This is a genomic window from Frankia sp. AgPm24 (assembly GCF_023243055.1).
GTDB classification, from domain to species: Bacteria; Actinomycetota; Actinomycetes; order Frankiales; family Frankiaceae; genus Frankia; species Frankia umida.
Genome location: NZ_JALKFW010000222.1, coordinates 60,431 through 74,088, shown reverse-complemented (window position 1 = coordinate 74,088; position 13,658 = coordinate 60,431). Strand labels below are relative to the sequence as shown.

Here is a 13,658-nt window from a genome sequence, read left to right as displayed (position 1 = left end):
GCACTCGCCGCGGCGCAGGGACTGGCTGGCCAGGTGCAGCGCGACCAGCGAGGACGAGCAGGCGGTGTCCACGGTCACCGCCGGCCCCCGCAGGCCGAAGGTGTAGGCCAGCCGGCCGGAGGCGACGCTGCCCGCGCTGCCCGTGCCGATGAAACCCTCCAGCCCCTCGGGATAGGGCTGCAGGCGGGACCCGTAGTCGTCGTACATGACTCCCGCGAACACGCCGGTGCGGCTGCCGCGCAGTGTCCGTGGGTCGATCCCGGCCCGTTCGAAGACCTCCCAGCTGATCTCCAGCAGCAGGCGCTGCTGGGGGTCGACCGCGAGCGCCTCCCGCGGGCTGATCCCGAAGAACCCGGCATCGAAGAGGTCGGCGTCGTGCAGGAACCCGCCGGACCGGGTGTACGAGGTTCCCGTCTGGTCGGGGTCGGGATCGTAGAGGGCCTCAAGGTCCCAGCCACGGTTCGTGGGGAACCCGGAGATCACGTCCCGGCCGGCGTCGACCAGGTCCCAGAGATCCTCCGGCGAGCGAACCCCGCCCGGATAACGGCAGGCCATGCCCACGATCGCGATCGGTTCCTCGCTGGCAGCCGTGACCTCGGCCAGCCGCTGGTGGGCCTGCACGAGGTCGTTGGTCACCCGCCGGAGGTAGGCGCGCAGCCGGCCCTCGTTCGACGGGGAGTCGTTCGACGTCGAGTCGGTCGACATGGAATCGGCTCTCCTTGTTGATCGCCGGGCTCGCGGGGGCGGCGCCGGGTACGGGTCAGGTCGCTTCCAGGGCCAGCCCGGACTTGATCCACTTGCTCGACTCGATCGACACGACGACGGCACGCTCGCCCGGCCCGATCTCCTGCAGCAGCTGTTCGAGCTGGAAGAACACGATGGCGTTGCCGACGTTTCCGGTCCGGTGCACACAGCTCACCTGGGACGAGCCGACGCCGAGGCGCTGGCCGATGAGCGCGGTCATCCGGCCCGAGAGCTGTGGCGGCAGCAGGTAGTCGACGTCGTCGCCCTTCCACTCGAGCTCGTCGAGCAGCTCGTGCAGGACCTCCTGCGACATCACGGGGACGAGCTCCTCGATCGCCTTGTAGTCCTCGGTGGCCGCGGGGCGTTCCTGCGGTCCGCCGCGGTTGGCCGGGCCGAACCACTCCAGGGTCGCGCCCGGGGCCCGGCCCAGGCCGACGAGTCGGGTGAGCACCGAACGCACCGCCACCGATCCCGGTCCCGGGTCGGTGCGCAGAACGGCTGCTCCTGCCCCATCGCCGAACAGCACGAAGTTGACCAGCTCCGCAGGGTGCACGGAACGCAGGTCGACGTCCAGATCGTAGAACCGTGCGATCACGTCGCCGCCGAGGACGAGCGCGGTGCGGTGCCGACCTGACCGCAGGATCTGACTGGCCAGGTCGAGCGCCTGCACGGCGCCCGAACAGCCGGACTGGAGCTGGTAGCTGGGGACCTGGTCGACGCCGAGGCGATCGGCGATGACGTTCACGGTCGCCGGCATCAGGCTGTCCGGTGTCGCGGTGGCCATGACGATGACGTCGACGTCGCCGGCCTGCAGGCCGGCCCGGCTCAGCGCCGCTCGGGCCGCGGCCTCGCCGAGGTCGGCCAGGGACGTGCCGACCTCGCCGGTTTCGAGATCGACAGCAAGGTGTCTGCTGCGGGTACCGACAAACGTGTCGACCCACTGTTCCCAGAGCGCGTCCATCCCGAATCGTCGGGCCAGTGAGGCGTTGTCCACCGCTGGTCCGGGCAGTGCCGAGCCCGCGGACAGCAGATGTATCTCGGTCGCCCCCACGTCGGTCCTTTCGCAGCTGGTCCTCCGCCCGGCGGTCGGAAACAGCCGCCGGGCGGCGGGCGGGGGCGGCGCACGGCGCACGGCCACAGGTGCGCTGGTCGGTGCGGCGTGAGCCACCCGTTGTCGGTGTGGGCGTCGGCTCAGCCGTGAAGGGCGATGCGTGCCTCGACCGGCTGGTCGGGCTCGAGCACCCGCCATTCCCGGCGCCCGTCCAGGCCGCGGTACACGCCGTCGAGACCGACCGCCGGGTAGCCGACCCAGACGCCGTTCTTGACATCGTTGAAGTCGGCCCAGCCCTCGGCGTGGATGACTCCGTCCCGCAGGAACAGGTCCTCTGAGTAATAGGTGAGGACAGCGCCGTGCACCTTCTTGTAGCGGATCTCGTACCGACCAATGCTGATCCCCAGCAGCTCGCGGGAGGAGTCGTAGAGTTCGTCGTAGTAACTGCCGATCTGGCCGATCTGAGGGTCGGCGACGTTGACGTTCTGCTCGTTCCTGATCTGGGGTTCCCAGATCCCCTCGTGCACGACGGACAGGCCGCTGTGCTCGCCGGCGTCTTCGGCGCTCCCGGTGCCGGTGGCAGGCTGGGCAGCCCCGGCGCCGCCCGGGCGCACGGTGGAGGGGGAGACGGACAGCAGGCGGGTGGCCGCGATCAGGGCGGCGGTGAGAACGGATCCGGAGACGAGCCCGGAGGCCGTCGTCGAACGACGGATGTTCATCATCATCCTTGTCTGGTGAGAAGGGCTGGAGCCGGGCGGAGGTCGTGCCGTCCGGCGGGTTACCTGGCGAGGACCAGCTGAACCGTGGACACGAAAGGCGTCGGCGTCATGTGGATGCTGCGGATGGCGGACCACCCGGCAAGCTCACCGGCGATGGCGAAACCGGGCACCGACACGTAGGCGCCGGCGAACTCGGCGGTCAGGTCGTTGAGGCCGGAGAAGTGGAAGATCGTGCCGAACAGGCGGACCTGTTCGGTCCGCACCGCGAACCGGTGCCCGTCCTGCGGGCGTTCGTGGACAACCTCCAACCGCCCGGACGTCGTGCCGATCAGCGTTCCGTCGGCCGTCTGGATCTCGTCCTCGTAGTAGCGGACCTGTCCCGGGCGCGGTACCGGAGTGATCTCGCCATGCCCGCCGAGGACCCGTTCGGTCAGGTCGGTGACCCGGACGACACCAGCGACGTCCGGTTCGGTCGCCAGCTTCCACAGCGCCGTGGATCCGTCGGCGGGGAGCCGGGCGTCCGGATCCGTCGTCGACGCGGCCAGGCCCGGCAGGTGTCCGGTCAGGAACGCCGAGGTCGCCGCGAGCAGGTCGGTGTGCCGCCCAGTCGGCGCCATCAACGCACGCTCCCGGTTTCCCAGCTGGCCGGCAGGCTGACGACGCCGTGCAGCCCGGCCGGGTGGCGTAGTTGGAGATCGTCGAGGTCGACGGCGAGGCGCAGGTCGGGGATCCGCCGGAACAGCGTGGTCAGCGCGATCTCCAGCTCGGCCCGGGCCAGGTTCTGACCCAGACACTGGTGGATTCCGTAGCCGAAGGCGACATGCCGGCGGGCCAAGCGGAGCGGATCGAAGGTGTCCGGTTCGCCGAAGACGGCGGAGTCGCGGTTCATGGCCGCGATGGCGACGATGATGCCGTCACCCTCCCGGACGGCGTGGCCGGCGATCTCCACATCCCGGGTTGCGAACCGGGCGGCACCATCCGCGATCGACAGGTGACGCAACAGCTCCTCCACGACGTCGCCGACCGCAGCAGGATCCGTGCGGATCCGCGCGAGCGCGTCGGGACGTTCCAGGAGCGTGAGTACGCCCAGCGCGATGGCATTGGCTGTGGTCTCGTGCCCGGCCACCAGCAACAGCAGGGAGATCTCGGCGAGGGTGCGGGTGTCCAGTTCCTCCCGGTCGACGTACAGGGCGATCAGCTCGTCGAGCAGGCCCTCGCCGCGCTCGGCGCGCTTGGCCTGGATCAGTTCCTCCAGGTAGAGCCGGATCCGGGTGAAGGCGTCCGCGCTGTCCTGCTGGCTGGAATCACCGTGCACGATGCGGCGTGCCTGGGCCTCGAAGAACGCGTGGTCATCGTAGGGGACACCGAGCAGGGCGCAGATCACGGTGGAGGGCACCGGCAGCGCGAACTCCGGCACCAGGTCCGCGCTGGTCCCACGACGCACCAACCCGTCCAGCAGATGGTCGACGATCTGCTGGATCCTGGGCCGGAAGGCGTTGATCCGACGGACGGTGAAGCTGGCGGTCAGCATCCGGCGCTGTGCGGTGTGCTCCGGTGGGTCCATACCGATGAAGTTGCGGACCGCGCGGGCCGCCTCGAAACGTGGGGCGGTGGCCGGGAACCGGGGGTTGGCGCGTACCGAGGAGAACGACTCGTGGTCCGCGAGGACCCGGCGGCCCTCGTCGTACCCGGTGACGATCCATGCGCGGCGACCGTTGTACAACGTGACCTCGGCGAGTGGGCCGTGTGTGCGCAGTGCGGGGTATCCAGCGGGCTCCGCGAAGGGGCATCCGCGGGCGGTGGGAAACTCGGGAATGTCGTGGGGTCCGGTGGCGACCGGCACGGTGGACTGGTCGGACACTTTCCACCTCCTTCCTGGTCTGCGAATGTTCCGGTTCCAGGCGCGCGGGACCTGCTCATCCGCCCGCGGTCAGTCGGTCCGTCACCGTTATCGCCCGGGCCGGACACAGGTCCGCGGCCTCGTGCGCGGCCGGCAGTGAGCTCACGGGCACCAGCTCACGAACCGCCACGACCAGCCCGTTCTCGTCCTGGTCGAACAGTTCCGGAGCCACCGAGACGCACCGGCCGGCGCCCACACAACAGGACGCGTTCACGGTCAGATATGCCACGGACCCAGCTCCTTCTCGCCGTGAGTGAAACGTCGAGAACGCCCGAATCCGGCCGGCCTGGATGGTCAGGAAAAACGTTCCACAACCGTCCGCTTCGAGGTTCCCCGGCTGGTGCGGCGATCCGTTTGTCGGTCCTATCGTCGCGCGCCGCGCTGACAGTCGCCTTATCGGACGCTAAATCCGGAAAGTCGACCGGGGATGGCGTCGAGGAGTTCCCGGGTGTACTCGTGGCGGGGACTGGCGAACAGTTCCTCGCCGGTGGCGACCTCCACGAGCCGGCCGGCACGCATGACCCCGATCCGGTCCGCGATCGTGCGGACCACTGCCAGGTCATGCGTGATGAACAGGTACGACAGGCCGAGCTCCGCCTGGAGCGCGGCGAGCAGTTCGAGGATCTGCGCCTGCACGGTGACGTCGAGGGCGGACAGCGGCTCGTCACAGACGACCAGGTCGGGATGCAGGGACAGCGCGCGGGCGATGGCGACGCGTTGGCGCTGACCACCGGAGAGCTCGGCAGGACGGCGATCGAGCAGCTGTTCCGAAAGTGCGACCTGCGACAGCAGCTCACGGACCCGGGACCGGCGGGTCGCCCGCGTGCCGACACCGAACAGCCGTAGCGGCTCCTCGATCGTCTCGGCGACACTGAACCGCGGATCGAGAGAGGCGTAGGGGCTCTGGTAGACCACCTGCATGCGTCGGCGCAGCCGGCGCAGCGCCGCGCCGCGCAGATCGGTGATGTCGACGCCGTCGAGCTGGATCCGACCGCCGCTCGGATCCAGCAGCCGCAGCGCCAGTCGGGCGGTGGTGGACTTCCCGGATCCGGACTCGCCCACCAGGGCGAACGTCTCGCCGCGGCCGACGGCGAAACTGACGTCGTCGACGGCGCGGACCGATCGTGGGCCGGCCCCGGTCCGGGGCAACGGAAAGTCCTTGACCAGGCTCTCGACCACCAGCAGCGCTGTCGGCTCGGGTGGCGACAGCTCCTGCGACGCGGGCTCCGGCCGTTGCGTCGCGCTGGCCTGGGTCGGCGTCGCGGACCGTGCCACGGTCTGGGTGTCCTGAACGGTAGCGGGCCGGTGCGGTGGCCCGGGTGTCACCGGGCTGGCTGGTGCGGCGGGCATGTTGGCAAGGCCGAGGCCGGGCGCGTCGGAGATCAGCCTGCGGGTGTAGGGGTGGGACGGGTCGCGCAGGATCTGGCGGGACGGCCCGCGTTCCACCACGTGTCCGCCGGACATCACCACGATCTCGTCGGCGCGGTCCGCGGCCACGGCCAGATCGTGGGTGATCAGCAGGACGGCCGTCCCCCGCTCGCTGATCATCTTCCCCAGCTGGTCGAGGATGCGGCGCTGGATCGTCACATCGAGAGCGCTGGTCGGCTCGTCGGCGATCAGGAGCCTGGGCTCGGCGGCAAGGGCGATCGCGATCAGCGCCCGCTGTCGCATGCCACCGGAGAGCTCGTGCGGGTACTGCCGGGCCCGCAGCCGCGGATCGGGCAGACCGGCCCGGGCCAGAGCGGAGACCGCTGCGGCCGGCGCTGTCCGCCGAGTGGCCAGCCCGTGGATCCGCAGCACCTCCGCGACCTGGACGCCGATCCGCTGTACCGGGTTCAACGACACGGTCGGGTCCTGCGGAACGAGTGAGATCTCGCTGCCCCGGTAGGCACGCAGTCCCGCCGCCGGCAGAGATACAAGATCGACCCCGGCGAACCGGATGGACCCGCCTTCGATCCGGCCTCCGGCCGGGAGCAGACCGATCACGGCATGCGCGGTGGTGGTCTTGCCCGATCCGGACTCGCCCACCAGAGCGACGACCTGACCGGGACGGACGTCGAGGTCGATGCCGTGCACCACCTCGGTGGCCGTCGAGCCGCGGCGATAGGACACTCGTAGGTCGCGGATCGCCAGCAGTACGCCGTCCGCTGCGTCGGTCAACGTCCCGTCCTCCGTTCTCCCTCGAGTGCGCGGGCGATTCGGTTGGCGGCCAGAACGGTCGCCACCACGGTCAGCCCCGGCATGGTCGTCAGCCACCAGGCAGTGTCGAGGTAGTCCCGTCCGTCGGCTACCAGCGAGCCCCACTCGGGCGTGGGCGGTGCCGCCCCGAACCCCAGGAAGCTCAGCGCCGAGACGGCCAGGACGGCGGTGCCGAACTCCAACGCGGCGAGGACAAGAACCGGCCCCCAGGCGTGCGGCAGCACGTGGCGCAGGAGCACCTGGTCGCTCCGGGCCCCGCAGGACACCGCTGCCTCGACGAACACGGCGGTGCGTACCCGCAGCACCTCGGCGCGGGTGACCCGGGCGAAGGCCGCCACGCTTGTGGCTCCGACCGCGAGCGCGATGTTCACGGTGCCGAAGCCGAGCGCGGTGATCAGCGCAAGGGCCAACAGCAGGGCCGGGATGGCCAACGCCAGGTCGACCAGCCGCATGATCACGGCGTCCACCCGGCCGCCGAAGAAGCCCGACACCATGCCGAGCGCCGCCCCGCAGACCAGGCCGACCGCCACCGCGAGCACGGTGGCCTGCAGGGACAACGCGGCGCCGTGCACCATCCGGGCGAACAGGTCTCGGCCGAGTTGGTCGGTGCCGAACCAGTGCTCGGCGCTCGGGCCGCGCAGCCGCTCGGTCACGTCGCCACGCAGAGGGTTGTCCGACGTCAGCAGGTCCGGGACGAAGGCCGCGACCAGTACCGCGAGCAGCAGCAGAAGCGACAGGGCCAGTCCGGGCCGGCGAGACAGGGACACTACGGCGCGCGCCAGTCGCCGGCCGACACCTGCGGCTGGCGACTGCTCCGGAGCGGACGGCGGACCGGTCGGCTCGGCCGCGGGATGCGGGCCAGCGACCGTGACCATGGCGGTCACTGCTGGTGAATCAGTCAACGTTGCTGCGCTTTCAACGGGGTTCCGCGGCGAGGCTCACGATCCGCGGATCCAGGAGGGGATAGGTGAGGTCCACGGCCAGGTTGACCACCGTGAACAGGGCCGAGCTGAGGATCACCAGGCCGAGCACGACCGGGATGTCCTGGGTGCTCACCGCGGTCGCCGTGGTACGCCCGACTCCCGTTCGGGAGAAGACTGTCTCCACGACCACGGAGCCGGCGAGCAGGTTGCCCGCCCACACGCCGGCGAGTGTCAGCGCCGGCAGAGCGGCGTTGCGCGCACAGTGCCGCAGCTGCACCCGCTGCGGTGAGGCACCCTTCGCCGCGGCGGTCGTGACGTAGTGCTCCGCCTGGGTGGCACGCAGGCCACGGGCGAACACCTGGGCGATACCCGCCGCGGTCGGCAGGGCAAGAGTGATCATGGGTAGTAGCAGACTGCGACTGCCGTCGTTCCCGGTCGCCGGCAGCAGGCCCCAGCGGAAGGAGACGAGCTGGATCAGCATCAGGCCGACCCAGAAGGTCGGCAGCGACGCCCAGAACGGGGGAATCGACAACAGCACCTGACGGGCCCAGGACCACCGCGCGAACGTGCCCCAGTAGGCCAGGCCGAGGCCGAGCAGCACTGCGAGCGCGAACGCGGCCGCTGCCAGCTCCAGGGTGGCCGGCAGCACATCGAGGAAGATCTGGGCGACGCTCCGGCCGCTCTGCACCGAGACGCCGAAGTCCCCCCGTGCCGCGTGCCAGAGGTGGTCGACGTACTGGACGGCAACCGGTCGGTCCAGTCCGTACTGGGACCGCAGCTTCTCGACCTGCGCATCGTCGACCGAGCTCTGCTCGGATCCGGCGCTGACCATGAGCGAGACCGGATCGCTCGGCAGCAGGTACAGCACCGCGAAACAGACGGTGTACGCCGACCACAGGACGAACAGCGCCTGCAGGAGACGGTGAACCAGGTATCTCTTCATCGTCGAAGCCCCTGTCAGGTGTCGGTGTGGGCCGGCCCCGCCCGCTTCCGCGAACCGAGCCGGCCCACGGCGGGTCAGCCGGCGATCCAGGCGTCGAAGAACTGAAGCCAGGAGTGCGCGGTGAACGTCACGCCCCGCACCTTCGAGGAGAAGCCCATGATCGAGGTCTGCTCGACCACGGGGATGCCGTAGCCGGTCTCCAGCACCCGCCGTTGCGCCTGTTCGACGAGTTCGTTGCGACGGGCTGGGTCGGTGGCCGCGTTCTGGTCGCTGAGGATGCTGTCGATACCCGCCTGGGCCGAGCCGGCCGCCGGGGGCTTCTTGGACCCGAAGATGGTCCGCAGGATGTCCGGATCGGCCCGGGTCGTCCCGCGGGCCCAGAACAGGTCGTAGTCGTTGGACTGGTACAGCGGCTGAAACTGGGCGAGGGAGAGCCGCTTCACAGCGAGTTCGATGCCGACCCCGCCCAGTTGCTGCTGGACGAGCTCCAGGATCGACTGCTCCGGGCCGAACCCGGACGGCACCCACAGTACGTCGAGGTGCAGGCGCCGGCCGTCCTTGACCCTGATGCCGTCCTGGCCGGGCCGCCATCCGCTGTCGTCGAGCAGCTTCTTCGCGGCGGCGGGATCGTAGCCGATCAGCGAGCTGAGATCGCTGTGGCCCGGAGTCCTGCTGGACAGGATGCTCGTCGCCGGCCTGAAGTCATCGTTGAGAAGCGTGTCAACGATCTGTTTGCGGTCGATCCCACGCTGGATGGCGGGTAGGACAGCTGGGTCACGCAGGACTGGGCGGCTCTGGCTCGGGCTCGCGTGCAGGTTCGACACGATCCCGGCATGAATGGTCGCAAGCAGGTCAAGACCCTGCTTCTCCAGCCCGGGTGCGTCCTGGGGTGAGACCTGTGCGATGCCGTCGACCTGGCCCGACTTCAGACTGCCGGTGCGCACGCCGGACTCGGTGACCACCGTGAAGACGAGCTTGTCGAGATAGGCCGCACCGCGGTGGCGGGCGAGCGGGGATGCCCAGGCGTAGTCCTTGCGCTGGCTGAGCACGACGCGCTGGTTGGGTACGTAGCTGTCGACGACGAATGCTCCGGAGCCGATCGGTGGCTGCGAGCATCGTTGGGCCGGGGTGCGGCTGAGGGTGGCCGGCGAGACGAAGCCCAGGCTGGGTGTCGTCGTGGCCTGGAGGAACTGTGCGGTCGCAGCGTTGAACTCGACCCGCGCGGTGCGGGCGTCCACGACGACCGTGCGCGCGTAGCCGCTGAGATAGGCATAGCCCAGCGTCGCCTTGGCACCGAGGGCCACCACGGCGTCGAAGTTCTTCTTCACCGCGGTGGCGTCAAACGGAGCACCATCGCTGAAGGTGACGCCGTCGCGGAGATGGAAGGTGTACGTCTTCGCGTCCGGGCTGATCTCCCACCGCTCGGCCAGCCAGGGAACGATCTTCAGAGTCTTCGGGTCCTGGTCGGTCAGTGTGTCCACGACCTCCCGGCCGATCGTCAGACCCTCGCTGAGCTGGATCTGCTGGGGATCCAGGCAGGTGGGGTCGCTGCCGAGGGCAAAGGTGAGGGTGCCGCCGGACTTCGGTGATCCGGCGTCCCCGGCAGCGCCACCGTCGCCGCCGGATCCACAGGCGGTGGCGACCAGGGCGACCGCCATCGCGGGGATGACGAGGGTTCGGATACGCCCGAAAGGTCTGAGGGGATGTGCTCGAGACAAGAAAGGACTCCCGGAGAAGGACAACAGGTTGGGAAACGGCGACCGTCGGCGGTGGTCAGCCTCGACAGAGGCTGCTGTTCAGCCGCCCGTAGTCGACATGGCGGCGCAGGACGAGCACGGTCCCCGGTGCCTTGGGGTGCGGCGGCCAGATCTGCGCGCGCCATGACGTGCCGGGCATGGCCCGCCCCGGCCAGCGCACCGCGCTCATCGGTGCTCGCGTTCCCGGTCGGCCGGTGGATGCGCCGCGGTGGCGTCCCTGACCGGACGGGACGAGGTGACAACCGGGCCGGCTCCCGGGTGGGGCGGACCGGAGACGAGTTCGGAGGGCCTGCCGTCCACCCCCACCGGGACGTCACCCTCGAGGGTCACCCGGTAAAGGACCCGGTCGAACTCGAAGTCGAGGTCGTTGAGGTCGCCGGGCACAAGATGCGCGGTGGCGCGGTTGTCCCAGAACGCCACGCTCCCGGTTTCCCAGCGGAACCGGACCGTGTACTCGAACCGGGTGATCTCACGGTGGAACATGGCCAGGACCTCCTGGCTCTGTCGGGGTGAGAGTCCGATGACCTGTTGGTCCGCGAGTGTGAAGCTGGGGCTGACGAACAGGGCGCGTTCCCCGGTCTCCGGGTGGACGCGTACGACCGGGTGGATGGCCACCAGCGGACCGCGGGCGTCCTGATCCGCGTAGGAGCCACCCGTCTCATGGGTGTGACCGAAACTGTGACGGGCCTGGAGCTGGTCGGCCAGGTTCCGCAGTGGGCCGGGCATGCCCCGGTACGCCGCGACGAGGTTCGTCCACACGGTGTCCCCTCCGTACGGAGGGACCTGCTGCGCTCGCAGGATCGCGCCGGCTGGCGGGTTGACCAGAGCAGTCACGTCGGAGTGCCAGCCATTGTCGAACGTGGCCCACTTGCGACCGAAGGCGGCCTCATAACGTCGGCTGTCCAGGGCAAGTACCTCGGGGAAACCCGGTGGTGTCTCGTCCTCGTGCGGGTGGGCGCGGGTGGGCACACCGAACCGGCGCGCGAAGGCCACGTGTTCGCCATGGCCGATGGACTGCCGCCGGAAGAACAGCACCTTCCAGCGCAGCAGAGCCGCTCGTAGCTGCGCGACCGTGGTGTCGTCGAGGTCCTCGCCCAGGTCCACCCCGCCGATGTCCGCACCCGTATGGGCGGTGATCGGCCGCACCTCGATACGGGTCAGGCCCATCGCGTCTGCCATGGCTTGTTCATCCACCTTCGGGCTCGATCTCCGGGGCTCGATGTGTGCACTGGGTAGCAACCGTGTGGCGGCACGGCCGCCGCGACCGGCTGCCCCGAGGCGGGGATCGCCTGTCGGGGCGGGCGGGGAGCTGATCTGTGGGCCTTTCCTCCCCTCCTGTCCTTCCCTCCTGGTCCCTGGCCGGCGAGGCACCGGACGTGTGCAGTACACAATATCGATCACTATAGTTAGATGAACCACAAGGTTCAATACTAAATACGGAGACGGAAGTTTTTCTCCGGGGTGGCTGGGTCGGCACTGTTGGTGTCCGGTGCCCGATGCCGGACCCTCACCGTGGTGCGGGGTCTCGGGGGCGCCGCCGGCCGCGCGGTGGCTTCCCGACCAGCGTGCGTGCGCTCCATGGCCTCGCCCGCCAGGGTCGGGCCGGCGGCACCCGCCGCCGGGCGCCGTGGAGCGCGGTGGGGGCCGGAGCCTACGCCGTGCCGTTCGGTCTAACGCTCCAAAAACATGCTCCGGACACCGACGAAAAAGTTTTCCTGGCGGCTGGATCCGACGTGTTCCCGACTGCCGTCGAAAAACGGCCTGCGCGTTTCTCGATAAATTTCGGCAGGAGGTCCTTGCCTGCTCAATTACCTGGCCGAGAAGCTGATCATCGTCGCGGTCGCGGTCGCGGCGGCGGAAGGCGGCCGACGATCCGGAGGTGGCGAATGCGGTGCTCCTCCGATCCGGCCGTCGGCCGTCGGCCGGTGACCTGGGCGGGAAGCGCTTGCCAACGAACAGTGCCATACGTATTCTGTCGATTATCTCCGATTCAGTGCGCTGTCTGTCAGTCGTGCCCGCAGTCGGGTGTCTGGTCGGCAGTGCAGCCGGTCGGGTCAGTGTGCTGGTGGTACGACTTGATCGTGTCTGTGGGAGGGATCGTGCCCATGGGAAGGCCACTTCTCGTGCTGTCACGTCGTCGTCACGTCGATTTCGGCCTGGTGGTGACAACGTCCTGTCCCCGGTCGTGAGCGGCATCACTTCTTCGCCGCCCACGTCTCGGGCTTTTCTGGTCGGTGAGTGCGGCGTTCCGTTCGCCGAGGTCGGCCGGCGCGATCAGATCCGGTCAGCCCCCGCCTTCAGGGTGCGCTCCGGGTCGCCTCGCGGGCCCGGTGGGTTTTCCCTGTCAGGCTCCCTGTCTTTCATCTGCGATCCAGCCGCCGCCGCGGGGCGCCCCACGTCGATGGATCCTGTTCTGCATCCTGCTGTAGTTCTGCTACTGATGGTCACCATTCCAGGTCGATATGTGGCATGGAGTGACCTTATGGTTGCCAGTTGGGGTTGCCGGGCCGTGTCCGCCGACGGTTGGTAGCTGAGACCCCAGACCGAGCCGTGCAAAGGTCGGAGAACCACGTGCACTACAAGATCCTGGGTCCGCTTCGAGTGTGCGACGGAGAGCGCAACCTGACTCCCAGCGCACGCAAACCAGCCATCCTCCTCGCCAACCTGCTCCTCAAATCTCCACAGGGCGCCACGATAGAGCAGCTCCAGGACGAGATCTGGGGGGCGAGTCCACCCAGTCGCGCGTCAGCCGCGGTACACGTTCACGTGTCACGGCTGCGCAAACTCTGGGGCGGCTCCGAGTCGCCCCTGCAAACAAGCACATCCGGCTATGTGATGCATATCCGTAGTGGCGAGCTGGATCTCCATGAATTTGAGCGTCATGTCCATTCCGCGCGTTGCCTGTATCGGTCGGAGAATTATGGTGAGGCCGTCGAAAGTTTTCGTGCGGCGCTCGGGGTCTACCGTGGCCCCGCGCTCGACGAGCTGCGAGAAAGCCCCGCTGTGCGAAACTTCTCGACCCGCTTCGAAGAGCACCGTCTGGAGACGGTCGAGCTGATGATTGAATGCGAGCTCACGCTCGGCCGGCACCGTGAGCTGGTGGGATGGCTCTACGCACTGACGGCCGAGTATCCGCTGCGGGAGACCTTCCACCGCTACCTCATGATTGCGCTGTACCGATCGGAACGGCAAGGTGACGCGCTCAAGGCCTATCGGTCGGCCCGAGCGATTCTGCGGGACGAACTCGGTCTGGAGCCGGGGCGCGCGCTGCGGGAGCTGCAGCGCGCGATCCTCGCCGCCGACTGTCAGCTCGAGCTGAGAGCCGTAGTACGGAGGTGAACCGGGGGTGGGCGTCGGTACGCCGCGGCCGCCGGCCACGACGTACCGACGCCACGTCCGCCATCCGTCGCCGGGCACCCGGC

General features: G+C 69.1%; 13 protein-coding genes. 1 reads left to right on the top strand and 12 read right to left on the bottom strand.

The features are described from left to right. From MXD61_RS26525 to MXD61_RS26470, 12 genes are all read right to left on the bottom strand, one after another. Positions 1–705, bottom strand: a 705-nt coding sequence (locus tag MXD61_RS26525; RefSeq protein WP_248816144.1) for a beta-ketoacyl synthase N-terminal-like domain-containing protein, incomplete at its 3' end; no start/stop codon positions are given. 55 nt (positions 706–760) lie between these two features. Next, positions 761–1,795: a 3-oxoacyl-ACP synthase III family protein gene (locus MXD61_RS26520; protein ID WP_248816143.1), complete on the bottom strand. Its 1,035-nt coding sequence runs from the start codon at positions 1,793–1,795 to the stop codon at positions 761–763. Between the two features lie 140 nt (positions 1,796–1,935). Further along, on the bottom strand, positions 1,936–2,520 hold the full coding sequence (locus MXD61_RS26515) for a hypothetical protein (protein WP_248816142.1): 585 nt from the start codon (positions 2,518–2,520) through the stop codon (positions 1,936–1,938). Positions 2,521–2,573: 53 nt separating this feature from the next. Then, positions 2,574–3,131, bottom strand: coding sequence for a hypothetical protein (locus MXD61_RS26510; protein WP_248816141.1), 558 nt, complete (start codon positions 3,129–3,131; stop codon positions 2,574–2,576). Then, positions 3,131–4,375 (bottom strand): cytochrome P450, encoded by a 1,245-nt coding sequence (locus MXD61_RS26505; RefSeq protein WP_248816140.1) that lies wholly within the window; start codon positions 4,373–4,375, stop codon positions 3,131–3,133. The genes MXD61_RS26510 and MXD61_RS26505 overlap by 1 nt, the downstream gene beginning before the upstream one ends. Positions 4,376–4,430: 55 nt before the next feature. Beyond that, positions 4,431–4,643 (bottom strand): ferredoxin, encoded by a 213-nt coding sequence (locus tag MXD61_RS26500; protein ID WP_248816139.1) that lies wholly within the window; start codon positions 4,641–4,643, stop codon positions 4,431–4,433. 164 nt (positions 4,644–4,807) lie between these two features. Continuing rightward, the gene (locus MXD61_RS26495) at positions 4,808–6,574 is read right to left on the bottom strand and encodes an ABC transporter ATP-binding protein (RefSeq protein ID WP_248816138.1); all 1,767 of its coding nucleotides are present in this window, start codon (positions 6,572–6,574) and stop codon (positions 4,808–4,810) included. After that, the gene (locus MXD61_RS26490) at positions 6,571–7,488 is read right to left on the bottom strand and encodes an ABC transporter permease (RefSeq protein ID WP_248816137.1); all 918 of its coding nucleotides are present in this window, start codon (positions 7,486–7,488) and stop codon (positions 6,571–6,573) included. Before MXD61_RS26490 ends, MXD61_RS26495 begins: the two co-directional genes overlap by 4 nt. A gap of 40 nt (positions 7,489–7,528) precedes the next feature. Further along, positions 7,529–8,479 carry an ABC transporter permease gene (locus MXD61_RS26485; RefSeq protein WP_248816136.1) on the bottom strand — a complete coding sequence of 317 codons (951 nt, stop codon included), beginning with the start codon at positions 8,477–8,479 and terminating at the stop codon, positions 7,529–7,531. A gap of 74 nt (positions 8,480–8,553) precedes the next feature. Further along, the gene (locus MXD61_RS26480; protein WP_248816135.1) at positions 8,554–10,137 is read right to left on the bottom strand and encodes an ABC transporter substrate-binding protein; all 1,584 of its coding nucleotides are present in this window, start codon (positions 10,135–10,137) and stop codon (positions 8,554–8,556) included. 115 nt (positions 10,138–10,252) lie between these two features. Then, positions 10,253–10,405 (bottom strand): hypothetical protein, encoded by a 153-nt coding sequence (locus tag MXD61_RS26475; protein WP_248816134.1) that lies wholly within the window; start codon positions 10,403–10,405, stop codon positions 10,253–10,255. After that, positions 10,402–11,415, bottom strand: coding sequence for a TauD/TfdA family dioxygenase (locus tag MXD61_RS26470; RefSeq protein WP_248816133.1), 1,014 nt, complete (start codon positions 11,413–11,415; stop codon positions 10,402–10,404). Before MXD61_RS26470 ends, MXD61_RS26475 begins: the two co-directional genes overlap by 4 nt. A 1,392-nt stretch (positions 11,416–12,807) precedes the next feature. Between MXD61_RS26470 and MXD61_RS26465 the strand changes: the two genes are divergently transcribed. Continuing rightward, on the top strand, positions 12,808–13,575 hold the full coding sequence (locus MXD61_RS26465; protein WP_248816132.1) for an AfsR/SARP family transcriptional regulator: 768 nt from the start codon (positions 12,808–12,810) through the stop codon (positions 13,573–13,575). Positions 13,576–13,658: the final 83 nt, after the last annotated feature.